The sequence below is a fragment of the Streptomyces sp. NPDC043861 genome (genome assembly GCF_056435905.1).
Map to the genome: position 1 here is coordinate 496,150 of NZ_JBWKDP010000002.1, position 18,262 is coordinate 514,411.

Genomic DNA, 18,262 nt, shown 5'->3' on the forward strand with positions numbered 1-18,262 from the left:
CGCAGGCGCGGTCGCCTTACGAGCAGCCCGACGACGCGTACGCGGCGCGGGCGCCTCGGCGGCCACGGTCGCGGCGCCCTCCGCGGAGGCTGTCTCCTCCGCGGGCGCGGCCGGTATGGCCGCGGCGACGGACGCGGTCACATCGGTGACGTTCTCCACCGTGGCGGCACCCGTCGGAGGGCCCGCCGGGCGCGAAGCGGCGCGGCGACGGCGGCGCGGCGGCAGCGTGTCGCTGGGGGTGGAGTTCTCGTTGTCTTCTGTGTTGTCCCCGGTCGTACCGGGGACGTTCTGCTCGAGCATGCGGGCGGTTCTCCCGTCACGCTCCCGGGCGCCGCGTCTGGTTCCGGTCCGGCGGCACGTCCGCGTGATGCGCGGAGGCCGCTGTCCGGGGCGCGGGCGCCGCACGGGAGCTGTATGTCTGGCTCGCCGGTTCCGTACGCGATGTACGCACGGCCTGGCGAAAGTCTCCTGGTCTGCGCGCTGCCCGACCCAGGTGGCTCCCGAGTACGAGGGCGGCGCTTCGACGACTGCCCCTACGCGGGACCGGCACCTGCAGGCGCCGTCGCTGGGGATCCCCCCAGCGGAGCTAGGGGGAGGCGAGTCCGGCGACCCCTGAGCGATCGGCTGGGGCGGCCGTGACTGCCTCGCGGTCGGGCGCGAGCGGGTCGGTCACCGTGCCGGACTCCTCGTCGAAGAGCCCCTGCGCCAGCCTGGTCACCGCTGCGGGGACCGGCGGCGCCAGGTCGGCCACAGCTCGGAGACCGGACAGGACGTCGTCGGGTCGCACGGCAGGTGTCACGTGCCGCACAACCAGCCGCAGTATCGCACAGGGCCCCTCTCCCGGCCTATCAGCCTGTGGAGAGTCCGCCCTCAGCCCGGCCACGGCACCCCGTGCGTCGAACGTCCGGATGCCGTTCTTGGTCTTGCGCTGCACCTCCACCGTCTCGGCGGCGAGGAACGACTCCACGGCACGCTCGGCGTCCTCGACACCGACGCCGTCGAGCCGCAGTTCCCAGACGGAGGCGGTCAGCCGGTCCGCGAGGCCCGACGTGCGTGCCTCGACCGCGTCGGTGATGTCGAGCCCGGCGGGCAGTGACTCGTCGAGCAGGGCCCTGAGTTTCTCGGGGTCCCGGGCCTCGGTGAGTGCGATCTCCAGGTACTCGGCCTCGGAGCCCGTGCCGGTCGGCGCGGCGTTCGCGTACGACACCTTCGGATGCGGGGTGAAGCCGGCCGAGTACGCCATGGGCACCTCGGCCCGGCGCAGCGCACGCTCGAAGGCGCGCTGGAAGTCGCGGTGGCTGGTGAACCGGAGGCGGCCGCGCTTGGTGTAGCGCAGTCGGATGCGCTGCACCGCGGGTGCGGGCGGCGGGCCTTCGGGCTGTCGCTTGCCCAGTGGTTCTTCTCCTCGGTGCGGGGCGTGCGCGGTGGGGCGCCGCCCTTCTGTGGCTTGCGGTGTCCCCGTGGGGCCCGCCCGGCTCACACCCGCTTGTGCAGGGAGATCTCGGGTCCGGGCGCCGCGCCGGGGACGGTCTGTGTGTGTTGCCTACCTCCCAGATTACGCTCGCGGGCCCGTGCCGGTTCCACGGCCTCGGGCGGGCGCGGTCCGCCGACCAGTACCCGCCAGGCCTCACGACGGGCCTGCCGCACGGTTTCGCGGGCCGCTGCGAGCGCCCCCCGGACGACTCGTCCGGCCTCGGCGGCGGTCCGCCGTGCGGGTGTCCAGAGCTGATCGCGCACGAAGTGGCCGAGCGGAGTGCAGACGTTGCGGTAGGTCCAGGCCGCCGGCCGGCCGAGGAGATTCCGGCCGAGCCACTTCAGTGCGCGGCCGGCAGCCGTTTCCACACGGGCGGGCCTTCGCCGGAGTGTCGCCGGTGATCGTCTTCATGACGGAGCCGGCGAACGTTTCGGACCGGTCGTCCCATGGGCCCGCACCGCCGTCGAGGGCGCCGGGAGCCGAGCGACCGCACGCCGGGGGCCGCTCCGGGTGATCAACGCAGTCAAGGAGCATCAGCATGCCGACGGCGGCGGAATGTGCGCCACCGCTGAGGCCGTCCGTGAATCCGCCGGGCACGGTCAGTTGCACGGGCCGAATGCGGCAGGAATCGCCCGGAAACCATGGGCATGGGTTTCACGGGCGTTCGTACCGACAATGCCCCGCCCCTCGGAACCACCCACTTCCGGAGTGGTTCTGAGGGGGCCCGTCGGTCAGCTGCCGCCGTTCACCACGCTGAGTGGCAGCAGCTTCTTGCCGGTCGGGCCGATCTGGATGTCGAGGCCGAGCTGCGGGCAGACACCGCAGTCGAAGCACGGCGTCCACCGGCAGTCCTCGACCTCGGTCTCGTCGAGCGCGTCCTGCCAGTCCTCCCACAGCCAGTCCTTGTCGAGACCGGAGTCCAGGTGGTCCCAGGGCAGGACTTCCTCGTAGGTGCGCTCGCGGGTGGTGTACCAGTCGACGTCGACGCCGAACGCGGGCAGCGTCTTGCCCGCGCAGTCCATCCAGCGGTCGTACGAGAAGTGCTCGCGCCAGCCGTCGAAGCGGCCGCCGTCCTCGTAGACCGCACGGATGACGGCCCCGACGCGGCGGTCGCCACGGGAGAGCAGGCCCTCGACGATGCCGGGCTTGCCGTCGTGGTAGCGGAAGCCGATGGAGCGGCCGTACTTCTTGTCGCCGCGGATCTTGTCGCGGAGCTTCTCCAGTCGGGCGTCGGTCTCCTCGGCGGAGAGCTGCGGCGCCCACTGGAACGGGGTGTGCGGCTTGGGCACGAATCCGCCGATCGACACCGTGCAGCGGATGTCGTTCGAGCCGGAGACCTCCCGCCCCTTGGCGATGACGTTGACCGCCATGTCCCCGATCTGGAGCACGTCGTCGTCGGTCTCGGTGGGCAGACCGCACATGAAGTACAGCTTCACCTGGCGCCAGCCGTTGCCGTACGCGGTGGCAACGGTGCGGATCAGGTCCTCCTCCGAGACCATCTTGTTGATGACCTTGCGCATGCGCTCGGAGCCGCCCTCGGGGGCGAAGGTGAGGCCGGAGCGACGGCCGTTGCGGGTCAGCTCGTTGGCCAGGTCGACGTTGAACGCGTCCACGCGGGTGGACGGGAGGGACAACCCGATCTTGTCCGCCTCGTACCGGTCGGCCAGGCCCTTGGCGATGTCGCCGATCTCGCTGTGGTCGGCAGAGGACAGCGACAGCAGCCCGACCTCCTCGAAGCCGGTCGCCTTGAGCCCCTTGTCGACCATGTCGCCGATACCGGTGATGCTCCGCTCCCGCACGGGGCGCGTGATCATGCCGGCCTGGCAGAAGCGACAGCCACGCGTACAGCCCCGGAAGATCTCCACGGACATCCGCTCGTGGACCGTCTCCGCGAGGGGGACGAGCGGCTGCTTGGGGTACGGCCACTCGTCGAGGTCCATGACGGTGTGCTTGGACACGCGCCACGGGACGCCCGACTTCTTCGGTACGACGCGGCCGATGCGGCCGTCGGGCAGGTACTCGACGTCGTAGAACCCGGGGACGTACACCCCGCCGGTCCTGGCGAGCCGGAACAGCAACTCCTCGCGGCCGCCGGGCCGGCCCTCGGCCTTCCAGGCCCTGATGATCTCGGTGATCTCCAGAACGGCCTGCTCGCCGTCGCCGATGACCGCGCAGTCGATGAAGTCCGCGATCGGCTCGGGGTTGAAGGCCGCGTGGCCGCCCGCGAGGACGATCGGGTCGTCGATCGTGCGGTCCTTGGCCTCCAGCGGGATACCGGCGAGGTCCAGGGCCGTGAGCATGTTGGTGTAACCGAGCTCGGTGGAAAAGCTCAGGCCCAGGACGTCGAAGGCCTTCACCGGTCGGTGGCTGTCGACGGTGAACTGCGGGACGCCGTGCTCCCGCATCAGCTCCTCGAGGTCCGGCCAGACGCTGTACGTGCGCTCGGCGAGGACGCCCTCGCGCTCGTTGAGCACCTCGTAGAGGATCATGACGCCCTGGTTGGGCAGGCCGACCTCGTAGGCGTCGGGGTACATGAGCGCCCAGCGCACGTCGCAGCTCTCCCACGGCTTGACGGTGGAGTTCAGCTCACCACCGACGTACTGGATGGGCTTCTGCACATGCGGGAGCAGAGCTTCGAGCTGTGGGAAGACCGACTCGGCAGACATCAGGAACCTTCGTGGCTGACAGAGGGAGCGACTCTCAAGCGTAACCCGATCGCAGGGCCCTCCTGTCCGCGCGGCGGCCCGCACCGTCGGGCCGCCGCGCGGAGCGACGTCAGGTCCGGAGCGCCTTGCGCAGCCCGGGCCGGGAGGCTTCCTCCCACACGCCCGGCAGCTCCCGCTCCCGTTCGGCGGCCGCAGCCTCCTCCCTGCCGTGGAGAAGTCCCCAGGTGAACGCGGATTCGCCGGCCGCGTGGGCCTGGATCGCGAGGTCGCGGAGGGTTCCGCGGGCGACGACGCTGTCCTGGTGATCCCCGAGCACCGTCTGTACGGCCTTCATGCGTGCGGCGAACTTCTTCGCCGGTTTTCCGAGCGCGGGAGTCACGGCCTCGGCGGCATACCGGGCACGCTTGGCGGCCTTGCGTGCGTCGTGCATGGCGAGATCGCGGTCATGACCGGCTGGGAGACCCAGTGCGTGCGCCACTCGCCCCGCCAGGCGCCGGTAGTCCTTGAGGACGGCTTTGGGCAGGGCGTCGCCGGGCCTGGCAGTGGCCGCCTTGAGCAGCGGCGGCTCGTCGAGCAGGGCGTCCAGGGTGCCCAGGAGGGCGAGATAGCGCTTGGTGTCCAGCACGGCGACGGAGCGGCGTCGCGCATCGGCGCGATGCGCGGTGCCCCAGATCCGCAGCCTGGCGCGGACCGGGCCGAGCACCAGCGTCTTCGGCAGTTCGCCGATCCGCCCGCGCATCCGCTCGGCGAGCACCTCCTGGTCCCGGGCGACGCCCAGTTCACCGGCGAGCCACTTGAGCTCGTCCCCGATCGGGTCGGTGACCCCGCGGTCGACGATCTTCCGGAACGTCTTGAAGGCGCTGCGCATCCGGCGTGTGGCGACCCGCATCTGGTGCACGGAGTCGGGGAGGTCGCGCCGCACGGCGGGGTCGAGGGCGACGATCGCGTCGCGCTGCTCCCGGAGATACGCGAGGACGTGCTCCCCGGCGTCCTTGGAGCCGAGCCGTGCGCCGCGGTCCCGGACGCTCGCCGCGGCGTCGCGAGCCTTGGGGGCCTTGTGCGACCTGGCGTCCGGCCGTGGTGTGGCGTCGGCGTCGCGGGACGACTGCAGCTCCGTGCTCCCCGTGTCCGCCGTACCGGCGGAGGCCTTGGCGCCTCGCTCCGCCGCGCTCCTCGCCGCCGAGGCGGCGGCTGCCGCGGCGGGGACGGGCTCCGTCGGCTCCGTCTCCGAGAGGGCGCGGGCCAGCTTGGACTTCGAGGACGACGGACGGACACCTCCCTTGCGAAGGCGCTTGTCCACTGCGTCGAGCACCGCCGGATCGGTGTCGTCGGCGAGTTCGACCTCGATCTCGGTCCAGGACGTCGTGCCGCCGCCTGCCGTGAGGCGTTCCGCGCGCACGGTGTCGACGGACAGTTCGGCGAGGAGTTCACCGTCCTCGTCGACCAGATGGCTGACGTCACGGGAGGACAGCAGGCGCACGACCGGGGAGACTGCGGCGTCGCGCGTACGGGAGCGGACGAGGCCCGCGAGGGCACGCGGCAGGGTGTCGGCCAGGGGCGCCCGGATCTCGTCCCGAATGCCGGTGGACACCGGGAACTTCAGGTGCCAGCCCTCGTCGTCCCCGCCGGTGCGCCGGCGCAGTGTGATGTCGTCGGCCGCGAGGCGCAGCTCCGCGGTGTCGTAGTAGACGGCATCCAGCTCCACGACGCCCTTGCCGGTGACGGCCGACACCCCGCCCGCACCGGTCAGGTCCGGCAGCCGGATCCCGGCCTCGGCTTCATACTTGCGTTCTATCTCTCGCTTCGTGTCCGCCATGAACCGAATCTAGTCGCCCGGACGCGGGTACGGCAGTACGCCCCGGCCGTCACCGCCCCTTGCCCCCGGTCGGTCGTCCGTCGGACTCCGTCGCTGCCGGTCCTCACACACCTGCTGACCCGCGCCTTTGAACGGCGGGTCAGGATATGTCGACGCCGTCCTCGGTGCCCCGCCGTGTGCCGGGCCCGACCGAGTACGTCCGGGTGCGGGGCGCCCCCTCGGCCCGGCGCCCCGCGCGCCGGACGCACGGAACGCCTCAGGCCCCGCCCTTCGGGCGGACGACGCTGTTCTGCGGACCAGTCCCAGGGTCTTTCGTCTGGATCGGGCTGGATCGGGCTGGATCGGTGAGCGGGTCCGGTGCGTGCGATCGCAAGGCGGAGGAAGGAGCCCACGCGGAGCGTGGGCGACCGACGACGTGCGTGCCGGGGCACGCGAGCCCGGCAAGGTCCGAACGAGAGGCCCTAGGCCGTCAGCGGCCGTTGGACCCGGATCGACTGGAGCAGTCCGACGGCCACCCACACCGCGAACATGGACGAGCCGCCGTACGACACGAACGGCAGCGGCAGCCCGGCGACCGGCATGATGCCGAGCGTCATGCCGATGTTCTCGAAGGACTGGAAGGCGAACCAGGCGATGATGCCGGCCGCGACGATCGTGCCGTACAGCTCGGTTGTCTCGCGGGCGATCCGGCAGGCCCGCCACATCACCACACCCAGCAGAACGAGGATGAAGCCCGCTCCCACGAAGCCGAGTTCCTCCCCCGCCACGGTGAAGACGAAGTCCGTCTGCTGCTCCGGCACGAACTGACCGGTCGTCTGCGAGCCCTTGAAGAGGCCGGTGCCGAGCAGTCCGCCCGAGCCGATCGCGATGCGTGCCTGGTTGGTGTTGTAGCCGACGCCGGCCGGGTCGAGATCGGGGTTGGCGAAGGCCGCGAAGCGGTTGATCTGGTACTCGTCGAGCAGTCCGAGCATCGTGACCAGGACGGCGCCCACGACACCGGTGCCGATCAGCCCGAGAACCCATCGGTTGGAGGCGCCGGAGGCGAGCAGCACCCCGAGCACGATCACGGCCATCACCATGACCGAGCCGAGGTCCGGCATCAGCATCACGATCGCCATGGGGACGGCCGCAAGGACGAGCGACTTGGCGACGATGCTGTGGTCGGGATGGTCGTGGTCGCCCGCGTCGACCTGCGCCGCCAGCATCATCGCCATGCCCAGGATGATCGTGATCTTCACGAACTCGGAGGGTTGCAGCGAGAAGCCGCCGCCGATGACGATCCAGGCATGCGCGCCGTTGATCGTCGCACCGAGCGGGGTGAGGACCAGCAGGACCAGCAGGACGGAGATGCCGTACAGCACGGGCACGGCGCCGCGCAGTGTGCGGTGGCCGAGCCAGATGGTGCCGACCATCAGGGCCACACCGATTCCGGTGTTCAGCGCGTGGCGGAACAGGAAGTAGTACGGGTCGCCCTGGTTGAGCTCGGTGCGGTTGCGGGTCGCCGACCACACGAGCAGGGCGCCGATGAACGACAGCGCGAGGGCCGAGAGCAGCATCGGCCAGTCGAGCCGGCGCAGCATCGAGTCGCGGGCGGTGAGCCTGGCCCAGGGGCCGCGCTCGGGCCCGTAGCGCGAGACCGAGAAACGAAGGGTTCCGGACACGGCTCAGTCCCTCCGTCCCGTGGCGGGCGGACCTGCGAGCACCGGATCCTCCGGCTTGGGCTTCTGAGGGGCGTAGGGCTTGATCTTCGGGGCGTCGATCGAGCCGTCCGGCTGGATCTTCGGCAGCGTCTTCTGCGGCTTCGGCAGCAGGGCCTTCTTCAGGTCCTGGTTGCCCTCCATGTCGAGCCCGTACAGCGCGTTGTAGATGTTGCGCACGGCGGGGCCCGATGCCCCGGAGCCGGTACCACCCTGGGAGATCGTCATGACGATCGAGTAGTCCTTGGTGTACGTGGCGAACCACGAGGTCGTCTGCTTGCCGTGGACCTCGGCCGTGCCAGTCTTGGCGTGCATCGGGATCTTGTCCTGCGGCCAGCCGCCGAATCGCCAGGCGGCGGTACCGCGGGTCGCGACTCCCGCGAGGGCTTCGTCTATCAGGTCGCGCGTCTTCGCGTTCATCGGCAGCTTGCCGTGCGGCGTGGGCTTGATCTGCCGCACCCGCTTGCCGTCCGCGCTGACGACCGCCTTGCCGACGGTCGGGTCGTAGAGGGTGCCACCGTTGGAGATGGCCGCATAGATCGCGGCCATCTGGATCGGGGTGACGAGCGTGTCGCCCTGGCCGATGGAGTAGTTGACGGAGTCACCGGCGCGCATCAGATTGCCTTCGAGGCAGTTCTCGTAGGAGAGCTGCTGGACGTAGCTGCCGCCCTTCTTTCCGATCTTGCACCAGTAGTCCTTGTTGGCCTCCCAGAACTTCTGCTTCCAGCGGCGGTCGGGGACCCGGCCGGTCTCCTCGTTGGGCAGATCGATGCCGGTCTCGGCGCCGAGGCCGAACTGGTGGGCGGTCTTGTAGAACCAGTCGTTCGCGTTCTTCTTGGGCTTCATACCGCCGTCCTTCTTCCACTGCTCGTGGGAGAGGGCGTAGTAGACGGTGTCGCAGGAGACCTCGAGGGCCTGGCCGAGGGTGATGCTGCCGTGGCCCTGCGACTCGAAGTTCTTGAAGACCTGGTTGCCGATCGAGTACGAGCTCGGGCAGGGGTAACGGCCGTTGAAGTCGTAGCCTGCGTTGACGGCGGCGGTGGTCGGGATGACCTTGAAGATGGAGCCCGGAGCCGCCTGTCCCTGGATGGCCCGGTTGAGCAGCGGGAAGTTGGACTTCTTGCCGGTGAGCCTGGCGTAGTCCTTGGCCGAGATGCCGCCGACCCAGGCGTTGGGGTCGTAGTGGGGCAGCGAGGCCATCGCCACCACACGGCCGGTCTTGGCCTCCATGACGACCACGGCGCCGGAGTCCGCCTTGTAGTTCTCGTTGGTGTTGTCGTCGAAGACCTTGCGGGCTTCCTTCATCGCGTGGTTCAGCTCCCACTCGGCGACCGCCTGGACGCGGGCGTCGATGGAGGTGACGACGTTGGCTCCGGGCTCGGCGGGGTCCGCCTTGGCCTGGCCCATGACCCGGCCGAGGTTGTCGACCTCGTAGCGGGTGACGCCGGCCTTGCCGCGCAGCTCCTTGTCGTAGCTGCGCTCGAGCCCCGAGCGGCCGACCTGGTCGGAACGGAGGAACGGCGAGTCGGTGTCCTTGGCCTTCTCGATCTCCTCGTCGGTCACGGGCGAGAGATAGCCGAGCACCTGCGCGGTGTTGGCCTTGCCGGGCGCACCGTAACGGCGTACGGCGGTGGGCTCCGCGGTGATGCCGGGAAAGTCCTCCGCGCGCTCCCGGATCTGCAGGGCCTGCTGGGTGGTGGCTTCGTCGGTGACCGGGATCGGCTGATAAGGCGAACCGTTCCAGCAGGGCTGCGGGGTCTTGGCGTCGCAGAGCCGGACCTTGTCCATGACGTCCTTCGGCTTCAGGCCGAGGACCGCTGCGAGCCTGGTGAGGACGCCCTTGCCGTCGTCCTTCATCTTCATCAGCTCGGTGCGGGACGCGGAGACGACGAGGCGGGTCTCGTTGTCGGCGAGCGGAACACCGCGTGCATCGAGGATCGAGCCGCGGACGGCAGGCTGGACGACCTGCTGGACGCCGTTGCCCGACGCCTCCTTCGCGTACTCCTCACCGTTGCGGATCTGGATGTACCAGAGACGGCCGCCGAGGGTGGCGAGGAGGGAGAAGACCAGGATCTGGATGACGACGAGCCGGATCTGGACCCGGGGTGTCCGCCCGGTTTCGGGGATGTTGGTCACGCTGGCGATGCCCCCTCGGTCACAGTCGCTTGATTCCCTTGATGCGTCCGGCCCTGGACGCTCTGTTCCTGGCCGCCTTCACCCGAAGTCCGCCGCCGCGCTGGCCTCCGATGCGCAGTCCGGTGCCGAACGAGGTCCAGCCGCCCGACACGTCCGAGGCGCCGGACTGGCTGTCGGCGAGCGGGTCGTTCTCGGCGCGTCTGGCGAGCGCCATGATCAGCGGCACGGTGAACGGCGCGAGCAGCAGGTCGTACACGGCCGCGGTGAACAGCAATGAGCCGAGGCCGACATGGCGGGCGGCGGTGTCGCCCACCAGGGCTCCGACGCCGGCGTAGAGCAGGGTGGACCCGATGGCGGCACCCACGACCACGAGCATCGGTGCCGTGGCCGAGGTGAGCCTGCCGCTCTCCGGCCTGACGAGACCCGCCAGATAGCCGATGACGCACAGCACGAGGGCATAGCGCCCCACGGCGTGGTCGGCCGGCGGGGCCAGGTCGGCGAGCAGGCCCGCACCGAAGCCGATGAGCGCGCCGCTGGTGTGTCCGTACACGAGCGCAAGGGCCAGGACCACGAGCAGCAGCAGGTCCGGGACGGCCCCGGGGAGCTGGAGGCGGGCGAGGACGGTGACCTGGACGACGAGTGCGACCACGACGAGGGTGGTGGAGAGCAGCATCCGGTTGAAGCGCATGGTGTTCACTCCTCCTGCTACTCGTCGTCCCGGCCCGCGCCGGTGCCTGTGCCGGTGTCCGTGCCGGTGCCCACGTCCGTGCCGGCGCCCGGGCCTTCGTCCGCGCCCCTGCCGTTCGGCGACGGGGTCACCGTCACGGTGACGGTGGGCGTGGGGGTCGGCTTCGGCTTGGCCGGGAGCACGGAGTCGCGCGGGTCGGTGCGCGGCGCCTGGACCACCACTCCCACGATGTCGAGCTTGGAGAAGGCGGCGTAGGGGCGGACGAAGACGTTGCGCGTCAGGTCGCCCCTCGAGGGGTCGACGCGGACGACCTCGCCCACCGGCACCCCGGGCACGAACGGTTTGCCGGCCTGCGATCCGAAGGTGACCAGCCGGTCGCCCTTGTGCACCTTCGCCTTGCCGTTGAGGAGCTGAACGGAGAGCGGCCGGTCGCCCTGGCCGGTGGCGAAGCCGAGCTCGTCGGTGCGCTCCATGCGGGTACCGACCGTGAAGTCCGGGTCGTTGGCGAGGAGTACGGTCGCGGTGTCCGGGCCGACGGTGGTGACCCGGCCGACCAACCCGTCACCGTTGAGCACGGTCATGTCGCGCTGGATGCCGTCCCGGGAACCGATGTCGATGGTGACGGTCCAGGAGAAGCCCTGGGCTGCTCCTATGGCGATGACCTCCGCGGCCTTGATGCCGTACTGCCCGTTGGCCGCCTTCTTCAGCATGTCGTCGAGCTGGCGGATCCGGCTGCGGTTGCGGTCGTCGCTGCCGAGCCGTGCCTTGAGGGCCGTGTTCTCCCGCTCCAGAACGGCGATGCGGTCGTGGCGCTCCCCCGAGTCCCGGATCGCGCCTATGGCGTTGCCGATCGGATCGACTGCGGCCGCCACGCCGTTCTCGACCGGTCCGAAGGCTGCGGCGGCTGCCTGCCGGGCGCCGTCCACCGGTGACTCCTGGCCGCCGCGGATATCCACCGTGATCAGCGCGAACGCGATGGCGATCAGCAGGACCAGGAGCAGCCGGCTCTCTTTCGTGTCCCTCACGTGCGGCGGCCGTGCCTTCCTCGTCGGAATGTGTGTGCGTGCCGTTGCTTTGTGCCGTTATACCAACGATCGTCCGTATGGGTCGGCAGCGCCCATACGGGGCGTCCCCCGGACCGGACCCGGCCCGGGGGAAGGATCCGCTTGTGCCGCTATCTGCGCGGCTGGGCGTCCAGCACCTGCTGGAGCGCCTCGAACTCCTCGACGCACTTGCCCGACCCGAGCGCGACGGAGTCCAGGGGATCCTCGGCGATGTGGATCGGCATGCCGGTCTCGTGACGCAGCCGCTCGTCGAGGCCGCGCAGCAGGGCGCCGCCGCCGGTGAGGACGATCCCGCGGTCCATGACGTCGCCGGACAGCTCCGGCGGGCACTTGTCGAGCGTGGTCTTCACCGCGTCGACGATCGCGTTGACCGGTTCCTCGATGGCCTTGCGCACCTCCGCGGCCGAGATGACCACCGTCTTGGGCAGACCGGAGACCAGGTCGCGGCCGCGGATCTCGGTGTGCTCGTCCTTGTCGAGGTCGTACGCCGAACCGATGGTGATCTTGATGCTCTCGGCGGTCCGCTCACCGAGAAGGAGGCTGTACTCCTTCTTGACGTGCTGGATGATCGCATTGTCGAGCTCGTCACCGGCGACCCGGATGGACTGTGCCGTGACGATTCCCCCGAGCGAGATCACGGCGACCTCGGTGGTGCCGCCGCCGATGTCCACCACCATGTTGCCGGTGGCCTCGTGGACGGGGAGACCGGCTCCGATGGCAGCGGCCATCGGCTCCTCGATGATGTGCACCTGGCGGGCACCGGCCTGGGTGGACGCCTCGATGACGGCGCGGCGCTCAACACCGGTAATACCGGAGGGCACGCAGACGACAATGCGCGGGCGGGCCGCCCAGCGCCGCTTGTGGATCTTGAGAATGAAATAGCGGAGCATCCGCTCCGTGATCTCGAAGTCGGCGATCACGCCGTCCTTCAACGGGCGCACCGCCACGATGTTCCCGGGCGTGCGGCCGATCATCTTCTTGGCTTCGGAGCCCACCGCGAGGATGCCGCCGGTGTTGGTGTTGATGGCGACGACGGACGGCTCGTTGAGGACGATCCCACGACCCCTGACGTACACCAGCGTGTTGGCGGTCCCGAGGTCGACAGCCATGTCACGGCCGATGAACGACATTGAGTTCCCCTTGTTTCCCATGAGGATGCGTCGGGCCTTCCCAAATCGAGCTTTGATGGCTTATTAGGTCGGCGAGGAGGGTGCTGCGGCGTGAAGGCTTCCATCGTAGTGCCGCCTTCACGGACACCGCGCGCTGGGCCCACCTCAATAAGGGTGACGCCGAGTCGGAGCGATGCGTTCCCGCAATCGCGGCACGTATGCCGAAGGGCGACCGAAATTCCTTCGGTCGCCCCAGGTACGAGCGCTGGATGGCTGACGATCAATCAGGAAAGACCCGGAAAGAAAATCTTCAGTTCCCGGATGGCGGACTCCTCGGAGTCCGAGGCGTGGATCAGGTTCTCCCGGACGATCGTGCCGTAGTCGCCCCGGATGGAGCCCGGTGCGGCCGCGATCGGGTCGGTCGGGCCGGCCAGGGCGCGCACGCCCTCGATGACACGCTCGCCCTCGACGACCACGGCGACGACCGGGCCGGAGGACATGAAGGCGACCAGCGGCTCGTAGAAGGGCTTGCCCTTGTGCTCGCCGTAGTGCTGCTCCAGGGTCTCCTGGTCCAGCTCACGCAGCTCCAGCGCGGTGATCTGCCAGCCGGCCTTCCGCTCGATGCGGCCGATGATCTCGCCGATCAGGCCGCGGCGTACGGCGTCGGGCTTGAGCAGGACGAGCGTGCGCTGGCTCACGGGCGGGCTCCTTCGAGTGCGGGTCTCAGGGCGAGTCCATGGACGAGTCCGGAGACGGGTTCAGATGGCATCCCGGACGAGTCCCGGAATGAGGGTCATACGGGAAATGGGTCTTGCTGCACTTCAGAGGCTACAGGGCGGCAGGGGTGACCCGTCACGCAGCGTCAGGCCCTGGGGATGCCCCGGCTGCCTCCTGCGCCGCCCACCGGGCCTTGGCCTCGTCGATCTTCCGCCCGTAGTGCACCGAGGCCCACCACAGACCGGCGAACACCGCACCCAGGATGAACATCATCGGGACGACGAATCCGCTGGCCACGAGCCCCAGCTGCAGCGCCCAGCCGAGCTGCACCCCGCCGGGACGGGTGATCATTCCGCACAGCAGCACGGACAGCAGCATCGCGACGCCGCAGACCGTCCAGACCGTGGTCATGGTCAGGCCGGGTTCCTTCATCGCCACCAGCCCGGCGAAGCCGATCACGAAGAACTCACCGATCAGAGTGGACGCACAGAGCGTACGCATGGGATTCAGCCCCTCCCCAGCAGCAGCCGGGCCTCGCCGACCGTGATCACGGAGCCGGTCACCAGGACGCCCGCGCCCGAGTACTCCGCCTCCTCCTCGGCCAGCGTGATCGCCGCCTCCAGCGCGTCGTCCAGGCGTGGCTCGACGACTACGCGCTCGTCGCCGAAGACCTCCACGGCGATCGCTGCCAGCTCGTCGGCGTTCATCGCCCGATGGCTGGAATTCTGTGTGACGACGATCTCCGTGAAGACCGGCTCGAACGCCTCGAGGACGGCCTTCACGTCCTTGTCCCCGCTCGCCCCGACCACACCGATGAGACGTGAGAACCCGAACGCCTCCGTGATGCCCTCGGCGGCCGCCCGCGCTCCCGCGGGATTGTGCGCGGCGTCCAGGACGACGGTCGGGCTCCGGCGCACGACCTCAAGGCGGCCCGGCGAGACGACGGACGCGAACGCGGAACGCACCGTGTCCGCATCGAGCGTGCTCGCGTGCTGCTCCCCGATGCCGAAGAACGCCTCGACCGCGGCCAGCGCCACCGCCGCGTTGTGCGCCTGGTGGGCGCCGTACAGAGGAAGGAAGATCTCCTCGTACTCCCCGCCGAGCCCGCGCAGCGTCAGCAGCTGCCCGCCGACCGCGACCTCACGCGACACGACACCGAACTCCATGCCCTCGCGGGCCACTGTCGCGTCCACCTCGACGGCCTTCTTCAGCATGACCTGAGCGGCGTCCACCGGCTGCTGCGCCAGGATCACCGTCGCGCCCTGCTTGATGACGCCCGCCTTCTCGCCCGCGATCTCACCCGCGGTGGTGCCGAGCCGGTCGGTGTGGTCCAGGTCGATCGGAGTGACCACGGCAACCGAACCGTCGATGACATTGGTCGCGTCCCAGCTCCCGCCCATCCCGACCTCGACGACGGCCACGTCCACCGGTGCGTCCGCGAAGGCGGCGTACGCCATACCGGTCAGCACTTCGAAGAACGAGAGCCTGAACTCCTGGGAAGCGTCGACCATCTCGACGTAGGGCTTGATGTCGTCGTAGGTGGCGATGAAACGCTCGGCCTCGATCGGCGCGCCGTCCAGGCTGATCCGCTCGGTGATCGACTGGACGTGCGGTGAGGTGTACCGCCCGGTGCGCAGTTCGAAGGCGCCGAGCAGCGCCTCGATCATCCGGGCCGTGGAGGTCTTGCCGTTGGTGCCGGTGATGTGGATCGAGGGGTAGGCCCGCTGAGGCTCACCGAGCACGTCCATCAGCGCGGCGATACGGCCGACCGACGGCTCGAGCTTCGTCTCGCCCCAGCGGGTGGCGAGATCCGCCTCGACCTCGCGCAAGGCCTTGTCCACCTCGGGGTCGGCCGGACGGGACGGCACCTGGTCGCCCTGGGGCGGTCCGGCCTGGGTGCGCAGCGTACGGCTGCCGGCCTCGATCACCGCCAGGTCGGGGTCACGATCGGTCTCTGCGTCGACGATCTCGTCGAACTCATCGGGCTCATCGAAGGGGCGCGGCTGCTGCTCACTCACGCTGCCAGTCTACGGAGGCCCCGCCGGGGTCCCGACGGGAGCAGGGCCGAAACGTGGTGTGCGCCGTTCCTCCGCGGTATGTCCCCCTGCCGTCCGGGGGACATGGGGGTGCAGATGCGCAGACCCCCGGGGCCGGCGTGGCTCCGGGGGTCTGCTGTGCGAACGGAACGGTCCCGGTCGGCGGACCGGTCACAGGCGCGGGCCCGGCGACCGTCGGGCCCGCCCGGGCCGCCCCGCCCTGAAGCGGATCAGGCCTGCGGCAGGTTCGCCAGCTGGGCGCCGATGCGCGCGATGTCCTCCTCGGCCTTGGCGAGGCGGCCACGGATCTTTTCGACCACATTGTCCGGAGCCTTCGCCAGGAACGCCTCGTTGCCGAGCTTCGCCGTGGCCTGGGCCTTCTCCTTCTCGGCAGCGGCCAGGTCCTTCGCGAGCCGCTTGCGCTCCGCGGCGACGTCGATCGCCCCGGACAGGTCCAGCACGACCTCCGCACCCGCGACCGGCAGCGTCGCCGTCGCGTGGAACGACTCGCCCTCCGGCTGCAGCCGCAGCAGCTGTCGGATGGCGCCCTCGTGCGGCGCCAGGGCGGTGCCGTCGAGGGTGAGGCGGGCCGGGACCTTCTGACCGGGCTGCAGCCCCTGGTCGGAGCGGAACCGGCGGACCTCGGTGACGACCCGCTGGACGAGCTCGATCTCCTTCTCCGCCGCCTCGTCGCGGAAGCCGGAGTCCCCGGGCCAGTCGGCGATGACGAGCGACTCACCGCCCGTGAGCGTGGTCCACAGCGTCTCGGTGACGAAGGGGACCACCGGGTGCAGCAGACGCAGCGTGACGTCGAGGACCTCGCCCAGAACGCGGGCGGAGACCTTCGCGGGCTCGCCACCGGCCATGAACGTGGTCTTGGACAGCTCGACGTACCAGTCGAAGACCTCGTCCCACGCGAAGTGGAACAGCGTGTCGGACAGCTTCGCGAACTGGTAGTCCTCGTAGTACGCGTCGACCTCGGCGACCACCCTGTTCAGCCGCGACAGGATCCAGCGGTCCGTCGCCGACATCTGCTCGGGCGACGGCATCGAGCCCTCGACCGTGGCGCCGTTCATCAGCGCGAAGCGGGTCGCGTTCCAGATCTTGTTGGCGAAGTTGCGCGAGCCCTGGACCCAGTCCTCGCCGATCGGGACGTCGACACCCGGGTTGGCGCCGCGGGCCAGGGTGAACCGCAGCGCGTCGGAGCCGTACTTGTCCATCCAGTCCAGCGGGTTGACCGCGTTGCCGAAGGACTTCGACATCTTCTTGCCGAACTGGTCGCGGACCATCCCGTGCAGGGCGATGGTGTGGAACGGCGGGGTACCCTCCATCGCGTACAGGCCGAACATCATCATCCGGGCGACCCAGAAGAAGAGGATGTCGTAGCCGGTGACCAGGACGGAGTTCGGATAGAACTTCGCGAGGCTCTCGGTCTGCGCCGGCCAGCCCATCGTGGAGAAGGGCCACAGGCCGGAGGAGAACCAGGTGTCGAGGACGTCGGTGTCCTGGTGCCAGCCCTCGCCGGACGGCGGCTCCTCGTCGGGGCCGACGCAGACGACCTCGCCCTCCGGGCCGTACCAGACCGGGATGCGGTGGCCCCACCACAGCTGACGCGAGATGCACCAGTCGTGGAGGTTGTCGACCCAGTCGAAGTACCGCTTCTCCATCTCCTGCGGATGGATCTTGACCTTGCCGTCACGGACGGCGTCACCGGCAGCCTTGGCCAGCGGGCCGACCTTGACCCACCACTGCATCGACAGCCGCGGCTCGATCGTGGTCTTGCAGCGCGAGCAGTGGCCGACGGAGTGGACGTACGGACGCTTCTCGGCGACGATCCGGCCCTCGGCGCGCAGCGCGGCGACGATCGCGGAGCGGGCCTCCAGGCGGTCCAGGCCCTGGAACGGGCCGTGGGCGGTGATGACGGCGCGCTCGTCCATGACGGCGAGGTTCGGCAGACCGTGCCGCTGGCCGATCTCGAAGTCGTTCGGGTCGTGCGCGGGCGTGACCTTGACGGCGCCCGTGCCGAACTCGGGGTCGACGTGCTCGTCGGCGACGACCGGGATACGGCGGCCGGTGAGCGGCAGCTCGATCTCCTTGCCGACGAGGTGCTTGTAGCGCTCGTCCTCGGGGTGGACGGCGACGGCCGTGTCACCCAGCATCGTCTCGGCACGGGTCGTGGCGACGACGATGGAGTCCTCGCCCTCCCCGTAGCGGATCGAGACGAGCTCGCCGTCGTCGTCCTGGTACTCGACCTCGATGTCCGAAATGGCGGTGAGGCAGCGCGGGCACCAGTTGATGATGCGCTCGGCGCGGTAGATCAGCTCGTCGTCGTAGAGCCTCTTGAAAATGGTCTGGACCGCCTGGGACAGGCCCTCGTCCATCGTGAAACGCTCACGGGACCAGGCGACACCGTCACCAAGACGCTTCATCTGCCCGGAGATCTGGCCGCCGGACTCGCCCTTCCACTGCCAGACGCGCTCGACGAACGCCTCACGCCCCAGGTCGTGGCGGGACTTGCCCTCCTTGGCGAGCTCACGCTCGACGACGTTCTGCGTGGCGATACCCGCGTGGTCCATGCCGGGCTGCCAGAGCGTCTCGTAGCCCTGCATCCGCTTGCGGCGGGTGAGGGCGTCGATCAGCGTGTGCTCGAAGGCATGGCCCAGGTGCAGGCTGCCCGTGACGTTCGGCGGCGGAATGACGACGGTGTACGGGGGCTTCTCGCTCTTCGCGTCCGCCTCGAAGTAACCGCGGTCTACCCAGCGCTCGTACAACTTCCCCTCTACCTCGGCCGGCGCGTACGTGGTCGGCAGTTCGGGGTTGCTGGCTGGCTGCTGCTGAGTGTTTTCGGTCACGGGCCAC

At 69.8% G+C, this 18,262-nt stretch carries 14 protein-coding genes; all 14 read right to left on the reverse strand.

Features of this window, described 5'->3' with window-relative positions; genetic code table 11:
- Window positions 1-300, reverse strand: a 300-nt coding sequence (locus AC068D_RS06755) for a hypothetical protein (protein ID WP_478821864.1), incomplete at its 3' end; no start/stop codon positions are given.
- A 286-nt stretch (window positions 301-586) separates the two neighbouring features.
- Window positions 587-1,351 carry a TIGR03936 family radical SAM-associated protein gene (locus AC068D_RS06760; protein ID WP_478821865.1) on the reverse strand — a complete coding sequence of 255 codons (765 nt, stop codon included), beginning with the start codon at window positions 1,349-1,351 and terminating at the stop codon, window positions 587-589.
- A gap of 125 nt (window positions 1,352-1,476) precedes the next feature.
- Window positions 1,477-1,842, reverse strand: a complete 366-nt coding sequence (locus AC068D_RS06765) for a hypothetical protein (protein ID WP_478821866.1) — start codon at window positions 1,840-1,842, stop codon at window positions 1,477-1,479.
- 363 nt (window positions 1,843-2,205) lie between these two features.
- Window positions 2,206-4,140: a TIGR03960 family B12-binding radical SAM protein gene (locus tag AC068D_RS06770; protein WP_478821867.1), complete on the reverse strand. Its 1,935-nt coding sequence runs from the start codon at window positions 4,138-4,140 to the stop codon at window positions 2,206-2,208.
- A 109-nt stretch (window positions 4,141-4,249) separates the two neighbouring features.
- Window positions 4,250-5,956, reverse strand: a complete 1,707-nt coding sequence (locus AC068D_RS06775) for a CYTH and CHAD domain-containing protein (protein ID WP_478821868.1) — start codon at window positions 5,954-5,956, stop codon at window positions 4,250-4,252.
- Window positions 5,957-6,417: 461 nt separating this feature from the next.
- The gene (gene rodA, locus AC068D_RS06780; RefSeq protein ID WP_478821869.1) at window positions 6,418-7,617 is read right to left on the reverse strand and encodes a rod shape-determining protein RodA; all 1,200 of its coding nucleotides are present in this window, start codon (window positions 7,615-7,617) and stop codon (window positions 6,418-6,420) included.
- 3 nt (window positions 7,618-7,620) lie between these two features.
- The gene (gene mrdA / locus AC068D_RS06785; protein WP_478821870.1) at window positions 7,621-9,789 is read right to left on the reverse strand and encodes a penicillin-binding protein 2; all 2,169 of its coding nucleotides are present in this window, start codon (window positions 9,787-9,789) and stop codon (window positions 7,621-7,623) included.
- A 19-nt stretch (window positions 9,790-9,808) separates the two neighbouring features.
- Window positions 9,809-10,477 (reverse strand): rod shape-determining protein MreD, encoded by a 669-nt coding sequence (gene mreD, locus AC068D_RS06790; RefSeq protein ID WP_478821871.1) that lies wholly within the window; start codon window positions 10,475-10,477, stop codon window positions 9,809-9,811.
- Window positions 10,478-10,494: 17 nt separating this feature from the next.
- A complete protein-coding gene (mreC, locus tag AC068D_RS06795) occupies window positions 10,495-11,502 on the reverse strand; it encodes a rod shape-determining protein MreC (protein ID WP_478821872.1) in 1,008 nt (335 codons plus the stop codon).
- 149 nt (window positions 11,503-11,651) lie between these two features.
- On the reverse strand, window positions 11,652-12,671 hold the full coding sequence (locus tag AC068D_RS06800) for a rod shape-determining protein (protein WP_478821873.1): 1,020 nt from the start codon (window positions 12,669-12,671) through the stop codon (window positions 11,652-11,654).
- A 263-nt stretch (window positions 12,672-12,934) separates the two neighbouring features.
- Complete coding sequence (gene ndk, locus AC068D_RS06805; protein ID WP_478821874.1) at window positions 12,935-13,348, reverse strand: nucleoside-diphosphate kinase; 414 nt, start codon at window positions 13,346-13,348, stop codon at window positions 12,935-12,937.
- 154 nt (window positions 13,349-13,502) lie between these two features.
- The gene (locus AC068D_RS06810; RefSeq protein WP_478821875.1) at window positions 13,503-13,868 is read right to left on the reverse strand and encodes a DUF4233 domain-containing protein; all 366 of its coding nucleotides are present in this window, start codon (window positions 13,866-13,868) and stop codon (window positions 13,503-13,505) included.
- A gap of 5 nt (window positions 13,869-13,873) precedes the next feature.
- Window positions 13,874-15,385 (reverse strand): bifunctional tetrahydrofolate synthase/dihydrofolate synthase, encoded by a 1,512-nt coding sequence (gene folC, locus AC068D_RS06815; RefSeq protein ID WP_478821876.1) that lies wholly within the window; start codon window positions 15,383-15,385, stop codon window positions 13,874-13,876.
- Window positions 15,386-15,633: 248 nt separating this feature from the next.
- Complete coding sequence (locus AC068D_RS06820) at window positions 15,634-18,255, reverse strand: valine--tRNA ligase (RefSeq protein WP_478821877.1); 2,622 nt, start codon at window positions 18,253-18,255, stop codon at window positions 15,634-15,636.
- Window positions 18,256-18,262 lie beyond the last annotated feature (7 nt).

Bases quoted from the DNA above. Each gene is read 5' to 3' on its own strand.
- AC068D_RS06770 (WP_478821867.1), bottom strand. From the start codon at position 4,140: ATGTCTGCCGAGTCGGTCTTCCCACAGCTCGAAGCTCTGCTCCCGCAT.
- AC068D_RS06775 (WP_478821868.1), bottom strand. From the start codon at position 5,956: ATGGCGGACACGAAGCGAGAGATAGAACGCAAGTATGAAGCCGAGGCC.
- mreD (WP_478821871.1), bottom strand. From the start codon at position 10,477: ATGCGCTTCAACCGGATGCTGCTCTCCACCACCCTCGTCGTGGTCGCA.
- AC068D_RS06800 (WP_478821873.1), bottom strand. From the start codon at position 12,671: ATGTCGTTCATCGGCCGTGACATGGCTGTCGACCTCGGGACCGCCAAC.
- AC068D_RS06810 (WP_478821875.1), bottom strand. From the start codon at position 13,868: ATGCGTACGCTCTGTGCGTCCACTCTGATCGGTGAGTTCTTCGTGATC.